Origin of the sequence: Actinosynnema sp. NPDC059335, assembly GCF_042752395.1 — a bacterium.
In the GTDB taxonomy this organism is placed as follows: domain Bacteria; phylum Actinomycetota; class Actinomycetes; order Mycobacteriales; family Pseudonocardiaceae; genus Actinosynnema.
The window spans coordinates 1-7,082 of record NZ_JBHYXZ010000259.1 but is presented as its reverse complement, the minus strand read 5'-3'; the positions used below and the strand labels follow the sequence as shown (position 1 = coordinate 7,082).

Below are 7,082 nucleotides of genomic sequence, written 5' to 3'. Positions count from 1 at the left end.
GCGGGTGAACCCCACCCCCCCCCCGCGGTCGGGGGGGGGGGGGGCGTCCCGCTCGACCGCGGTGACCTGGAGGGTGTCGACGCGGTGGCGCAACCGCGCGGGCATGACCTGTCGGACCGTGTGCAGCGCCCGCGCCGCCGCCTCCTCGACCCCGAGGCCGGTGGCGGTGGCCGCGACCCGGAGCGCCACGGCCAGGGCGACGGCCTGCTCGTCGTCGAACAGCAGCGGCGGCAGCTCGGCGCCCGCGCCGAGCCGGTACCCGCCGTCCGGGCCCTTCACGGTCCGGATGGGGTAGCCCAGCTCGCGCAGCCGGTCGACGTCGCGGCGCACCGTGCGCGGGCTGACGTCCAGCCGCTCGGCCAGCAGCGCGCCCGGCCAGTCGCGGCGCGCCTGGAGCAGCGACAGCAGGGCGAGCAGTCGGGCTGAGGTCTTCGGCACGTCCGCCATCCTGCCCGAAGAAGAGGACACACCCTGACCGCTTCCCCTGCGACCGTGGGACACGCATCAGACACCGAGTCCCAGGAGCGATCTTGTCCATCACGACCACCACCCACCTGAACTTCCGCGGCGAGGCGCGTGCGGCGCTGGAGTTCTACCGGTCCGTGTTCGGCGGCCACCTCGCCGTCGTCACCTACGAGCAGGCCGGGAACGTCCGGGACGCGGCCGAGGCCGACCAGGTGACCTGGGGCGAGGTGCGGGCGGGGAACGGGTTCCACGTCATGGCCTACGACGTGCCCTCGCACCTCGGCCACGACCGCGGCGAGAACCCGTTCTTCGTCTCCGTGCGCGGCGAGACCGCCGAGGAGGTCGCCGGCTACTGGGAAGGGCTCTCCGACGGCGCGACGGTCGTGGTGCCGATGGGTCCGGCGGGCTGGTCGCCGGCCTACGGCATGCTGCGGGACCGGTTCGGCGTCGTCTGGGTCGTGGACGTCGCCGGCGGGCACGCCGGGTGACGCGCGCGGCCGAGGACCGGACCACGACCGAGGGGGCATGACCCGATGACCGTGCTGGCGAACCGGGCGCTCAACCGGGCGGCGCTCGCCCGGCAGCGGCTGCTCGACCGGGCCGACCTGCCGGTGCTGGACGCCGTCGCGCACCTGTGCGGGCTCCAGGCGCAGGAACCGCAGGAACCCTTCGTCGGGCTCTGGTCCCGGCTGCGCGCCTTCGACCCCGCCGCGCTGGACGGGCTGCTGATCGGGCGGCGCGTGGTGCGCACGCACCTCATGCGCCGCACGATCCACCTCGTCACCGCCGACGACGCCGTGGCATGGCGGGCGCGCCACGACGCGATGCTGCGCCAACGGGTGCTCGGCGTCTACCGCCGGGAGTTCGACGGGGTGGACCTCGACGACCTCGCCGCGGCGGCACGGGCGGTGCTGGCCGACGACGAGCCGCGCTCGATGGCGGAGGTCGGCCGCGCGCTCTCGGCGCGCCGGCCGGCGGCGGGGGCGCGGGCGCTGGGGGAGATGGCGGTCGCGGCCCTCGTCCCGATGGTGCAGCTGCCGCCGCGGGGGTTGTGGCGCGCCAAGGCGGGCGTGCGCAACCTCCGCCTCGCCTCCTGGCTCGGGCGGGACGTGGACCCGCCCGCGCCGGACGGCGCCGACCCCGTCGGCGCGGAGTTGGCCCGGCGCTACCTGGCCGCGTTCGGCCCCGCCACCGTGGCCGACCTGCGGGCCTGGTCCGGCCTGGCCGGGCTGCCCGGCGCGGTGGCCGCGATCCGGGACGAGCTGCTGACCTTCCGCGACGAGCGCGGCCGGGAACTGCTCGACCTGCCCGACGCGCCGCGCCCCGACCCCGACACGCCCGCGCCGGTGCGGTTCCTGCCCGCGTTCGACAACGCGATCCTCGGCTACCAGGACCGGAGCCGGATCATCGACGACGCCCACCGCGGCCTGTCGGTGGCCGGCGCGCGGGTCGTGCTGGTCGACGGTCGGGTCTCGGCGACCTGGACCACCGAGGGCGGCACGGTGGTCGTCACGCCGCTGCGCCCGTTCTCCCGCGCCGAGCGCGCCGCCGTCGCCGAGGAAGGGCGGGAGCTGGCGTCGTTCCTGTCCGACGGCGAGAGCGGCGGCGTGCGGGTGGCACCTCGCTGAGCCGTCGGGCGCGCACCGGTTGCCATGCGGGCCGACGGCAGTCGTCCGGAGCCTGTACAACGTTGTTCCAACGATGTAAAAGGGACGTGGGTCGTGCACGCCCCGCCACTCACCGGGAGCTGCCGACCTCTCCTCACCGCACTCCGGCCGCCGCCGCTGCACTCGCCCCCCGCACCCGGAAGGAGTCCCATGCGCAGCCTCCGCGCCTCGGCGACGGCCGTGCTGGCGCTGGCCGCCGGTCTCGTCGCCGTGCCCGCCGCGCTCGCCCCACCGCCCGCACCGGCCGCACCGGCCGCGCTTGCCGCATCCGCCGCGCCGCCCGCGCCTGCCCCACCGGCCGCACCGGCCGCGCTTGCCGCATCCGCCGCGCCGCCCGCGCCTGCCCCACCGGCCGCACCGGCCGCGTTTGCCGCATCCGCCGCGCCGCCCGCGCCTGCCCCGCCGGACGCACCCGCCGCGCCTGCCGCACTGCCCGCGCCTGCGGCTGCCGCGCCCGCATCGCCGGCCCCGGCGACCGAGCCCGTCGGGTCCGCCGCCGTCGTGCCCAAGACCCCGCCCCTGTCCACGCCGTGGACCGACCAGGTGTCCACGACCAACCCCCTGCCCGAGTACCCGCGCCCCCAGATGACCCGCCCGGACTGGCAGTCGCTCAACGGCGAGTGGCAGTTCCTCAACCCCGCCACCGACGGCGCGGGCAACGTCAACCGGTACGCCGCGCCCCCGCTGGGCCAGACCCTGCCCGAACGCATCCTCGTGCCCTTCCCGGTGGAGTCGGCGCTGTCGGGCATCATGCGCAACGACAACCGCGACCTGATGTTCTACCGGCGCACGTTCACCGTCCCGCAGTCCTGGAGCGGGCGGCGCGTGCAGCTGCACTTCGGCGCGGTCGACTACGAGGCCACGGTCTGGGTCAACGGCACCCAGGTCACCACGCACAAGGGCGGCTACGACCGGTTCGAGGTGGACATCACGGCGCAGCTCAACGGCGGCGACAACGAGCTGGTCGTGCGCGTCTACGACCCGACCGACGGGCGCGGCGAGAAGCAGCCGGTCGGCAAGCAGGTCAACAACCCCGGCGGCATCTTCTACACGCCGACCTCGGGCATCTGGCAGACCGTCTGGCTGGAACCCACGCCGACGTCCTCCATCTCCTCCGTCGACATCCACCCGAACCTCGCCGACAACACCGCCCGGGTCCGGGTCTTCACCCGCGGCGCCGTCACCGGCCACACCGTGCTGGCCGAGGCGATGGCCGGCGCCACCGTCGTGGGCAGTGCCACCGGCGGGTTCACCGAGTTCTCCGTGCCGGTGCCCAACGCCCGCCGCTGGTCGCCCGACGACCCGTACCTCTACGACCTGCGCGTCTCGCTGCGCAACGCCTCCGGCGGCACGGTGGACCGGGTCGTGTCCTACTTCGGCATGCGCGAGGTCGGCAAGAAGGTGGTCAACGGCGTGCTGCGGCCCACGCTCAACGGCGAGTTCGTCTTCCAGATCGGGACGCTGGACCAGGGTTTCTGGCCCGACGGCCTCTACACCGCGCCCACCGACGCCGCCCTGGCGTTCGACCTGCAGAAGCATAAGGACCTGGGCTTCACCATGGTCCGCAAGCACATCAAGGTCGAACCGGCGCGCTGGTACCACCACGCCGACCGGCTCGGCCTGCTGGTGTGGCAGGACGTGCCGTCCACGCCGACGTCCGACGCCAACCGCACGGCCGCGCAGATCGCGCAGTTCGAGGCCGAGGCCCGCGAGATCGTCGACGAGCACCGGTTCTCCCCGGCCGTGGTCGCCTACGTGCCGTTCAACGAGGGCTGGGGCGAGTGGAACCTCGCCGACACCCAACGCGTCACCACCGCCCTGGAGAACTACGACCCGACCCGCCTGATGAACGCGCACAGCGGCTACAACTGCTGCGCGTCCAAGGGCGACCCCGGCACCGGGGACATGATGGACTGGCACGTCTACACCGGGCCGGACGCGCCCCGGCCGTCCACCACCCGGTTCTCCGTGCTCGGCGAGTTCGGCGGCATCGGGCTGCGCAACCCCGGCCACGAGCACAGCCCCGACGGCCGGTTCTTCGCCTACGAGCAGGTGTTCGGCCCCGCCCAGCTCAACGACCGCTACACCGGCATGGTCCGCGACGTGCGGCAGCTCATGACCACCAAGGGCGTCTCCGCCTCCGTCTACACCGAGATCACCGACGTCGAGGGCGAGTACAACGGCCTGCTCACCTACGACCGGCGGGTGCAGAAGGTGGACACCGACCAGGTCCGCGCCGCGCACGCCGACCTGGTCGCCGCCTCGCGCAACCTCAACTCGCCCGTCGCCCTCACCCTCGGGCACGTCCGGTCGTTCCGGGTCACCACGCCCGGCTACACCGACCGCTACCTGCGGCACGCGAACTCCCTGGGCCGCACGGACGTCATCACCACCGGGAGCGCCGACGGCGCGCGGCAGGACGCGTCCTTCCGCACCGTGACGGGGCTGGCCGACCCGCGCTGCTTCTCGTTCGAGTCCGTCAACTTCCCGGGCCGCTACCTGCGGCACGCCGACAGCCGGGTGCGCCTGGACGGCGACACCGGGGGCTCGTTCCACGCGGACGCCACCTGGTGCGCCCGTCCGGGCCTGGCGGCCGGCGGCACGTCGTTCGAGTCGCTGAACTTCCCGGGCGCGTACCTGCGCCACTACGCCGAGAACGCCTACCTGGCCCGCAGCGGCGGCCCGAACCCCTGGGACACGGCGAGCAGCTTCGCCGCCGACACGACCTGGAACGCGGCCGAACCGGCGCTGTGGCGCAGCTCCGCGTCACTGCCCACGGACGTGCGCCGGTCGTTGCAGGTCACCACGTGGGGCTACACCGACCGCTACCTCCGGCACGCCGACAGCCTCGCCTACACCGAGGTCGTCAACGCGGGCAGCAGCGCGCTGCTCAAGGCCGACGCCACCTACACCGTCCGGCGGGGGCTGGCCGACTCGTCGTGCTACTCGTTCGAGTCGGTGAACTACCCCGGCCAGTTCCTCCGGCACGCGTCCGGCCGCGTGCGCAACTCGCCCGACGACGGTTCGGCGCTGCTGCGGGCCGACGCCACGTTCTGCGCGCGGCCCGGCGTCGGCGGCACGGGCGTGACGCTGGAGTCGATCAACGTGCCCGGCTCGTACCTGCGGCACTACGAGTCCCAGGTGTTCATCGCCTCGGGCGGCGACACCGGGTCCAACCGCCCGCAGACCCTCACCGCCGACAGCAGTTGGCAGCTCGCGGCCCCCTGGTCGCCCTGACCGAACCGGCCCCGTCGCGACCCCGCGCGGTCGCGGCGGGGCTCACCGCCGGACCGCCCGCAGCCACAGGTGCCAGGGGACGGGGTCCGTGCCGACCCGCGGCTCCCGCAGCGCCTCCACGAGCAGGCCGGCCTCCTCCATGGCCTCGGTGTAGGCGCTCAGCGGGTGGTTCCAGCCCTGGAACTTCATCCGCATCCCGTCCCGCTCGACCTCTTCCTCGAAGCGGTGCCGGCCGAAGTAGGGGCGGTCGAGGACGAACAGCCCGTCCCGGCGGCTGCCGGTGTTGGTGATCGGGTGGGTGATCGACAGGCACAGCCTGCCGCCGGGTTCGAGCACCCGGCCGATCTCGGCGACGCTGCCCGGCAGGTCGTCCACGTCCATCAGCACGTTGTAGGCGATGACGAGGTCGAAGTCGTCGTCCGGGAAGGGCAGGTCCGCCGAGTCGGCCACCAGGTAGCGGCCCCCGGGGTCGGCCTCGCGTGCCGCCTCCACCAGCGTGGGGGAGGCGTCGATGCCGGTGACCCGGTGCCCTCGCCCGACGAGGTCGCGGGAGACCCGGCCCTCGCCGCAGCCGAGGTCGAGCGTGGCCCGACCGGCGGGCGGGACGAGCGCGAAGAACGCGTCGCGGTAGCGCCAGTACGAGTCGAACCCGGGTTTGCGCACCCAGGCGATCCAGTTCCGGGCCTGCTCTTCCCAGTCCTGCCCGGCGGGCGTCACCGCGTTCTCGGTCATTGGCAGCACCCTAGCGGGAGCCCGGCACGGGGCAATCCGATCGACCCCGGCGCGGGAGCAGCCCGGCCCCGACACACGGCCGCTTTCGGCCACCGGACCCCGCAGCCGGGCTCGCGAGAAGTGGGGAGGGCGATTGACCGAAATAGGGGGAAAGCGCTTTCAGCGCGCGTCGGCCGAGCGGGCCGTTGCCGCGGGTCCGGCCGGGTTCGGCAGTCCGCACCGTCCCGCCGTCGGGACGGTGCGCCCGGTGCGGCCGACCGGTCGCCGGAGGGGCTGCTTCGACCGGGCCAAGGGGCATCGGCCGGATGCGGACGGCCGTTCCGACCGGGCCGACCGGTCGGACATCCGGCCTGCGGGAACGGCCCGGGACCTCCGTGTCGATCACGAATCCCGGCCGATCGGCGGTTTTTCGCCCTGCGCTTCCCCCGGTCGCATCGGTGCAGCTCAGGCCCGTTACGACGAGGGTGACCCGAACGGCGGAACACCACTCGAAATGAAGGTTCGTGGTCCGAAGTAACACCGCAGCGGGCAATTCCCGGACCTTGTCGGCCCGAATCGCCCGACTTAGCGTCCCGGTTCCGGGAAGGAGGTGCACATGGACAAGCTCGACCTGACCTTCGACGCCGAGGACCTGGTCCTCGACGACCTGGCGGTCACCACGATGCGCGACGCCGTCGCGCTGCCCGAGAGCGGCGCGTCGATCGGCGCGTCGTGCGGCAGCTCGTGCTGCTGCCAGCCGCAGTTGCCGACCCCGACCTCCTGAGGTCGGCGTCCCGGCTCCCCGTCCGTCGCCCGCGACGCGTGACGCCGTGACGAGGGGTGCGCAGCTCGTCGGCGCCGGGGGGGGGCCCGCGCGGGGGGCCCCCCGCCCCACCCGCGCCAATCATGGAGGGGCGCCCGCCCCCCCCAGTCCGCGACCCGCCGCGGGCCGCGATGCCCGCGCCGACCGCGGCCGCCAGCTCCAGGTAGCCGTCCGGGACC

At 74.3% G+C, this 7,082-nt stretch carries 6 protein-coding genes; 4 read left to right on the top strand and 2 right to left on the bottom strand.

Going from position 1 to position 7,082, the window contains the following annotated elements; genetic code table 11:
• Positions 1-438: helix-turn-helix transcriptional regulator (locus tag ACFXGA_RS38935; protein WP_378097815.1), on the bottom strand; the 438-nt coding region annotated here is incomplete at its 3' end.
• Between the two features lie 92 nt (positions 439-530).
• Between ACFXGA_RS38935 and ACFXGA_RS38930 the strand changes: the two genes are divergently transcribed.
• The 3 genes from ACFXGA_RS38930 (at position 531) to ACFXGA_RS38920 (ending at position 5,369) form a co-directional block, all read left to right on the top strand.
• Positions 531-953 (top strand): VOC family protein, encoded by a 423-nt coding sequence (locus ACFXGA_RS38930; protein ID WP_378097812.1) that lies wholly within the window; start codon positions 531-533, stop codon positions 951-953.
• A 45-nt stretch (positions 954-998) separates the two neighbouring features.
• On the top strand, positions 999-2,093 hold the full coding sequence (locus tag ACFXGA_RS38925) for a winged helix DNA-binding domain-containing protein (protein ID WP_378097809.1): 1,095 nt from the start codon (positions 999-1,001) through the stop codon (positions 2,091-2,093).
• A gap of 540 nt (positions 2,094-2,633) precedes the next feature.
• Positions 2,634-5,369: an AbfB domain-containing protein gene (locus tag ACFXGA_RS38920; protein WP_378097807.1), complete on the top strand. Its 2,736-nt coding sequence runs from the start codon at positions 2,634-2,636 to the stop codon at positions 5,367-5,369.
• 42 nt (positions 5,370-5,411) lie between these two features.
• On the opposite strand, the gene ACFXGA_RS38915 is transcribed toward ACFXGA_RS38920, so the two are convergent.
• Positions 5,412-6,101, bottom strand: coding sequence for a class I SAM-dependent methyltransferase (locus ACFXGA_RS38915; protein ID WP_378097804.1), 690 nt, complete (start codon positions 6,099-6,101; stop codon positions 5,412-5,414).
• A gap of 595 nt (positions 6,102-6,696) precedes the next feature.
• Between ACFXGA_RS38915 and ACFXGA_RS38910 the strand changes: the two genes are divergently transcribed.
• Positions 6,697-6,864, top strand: coding sequence for a thiazolylpeptide-type bacteriocin (locus tag ACFXGA_RS38910; RefSeq protein WP_378097801.1), 168 nt, complete (start codon positions 6,697-6,699; stop codon positions 6,862-6,864).
• Positions 6,865-7,082: the final 218 nt, after the last annotated feature.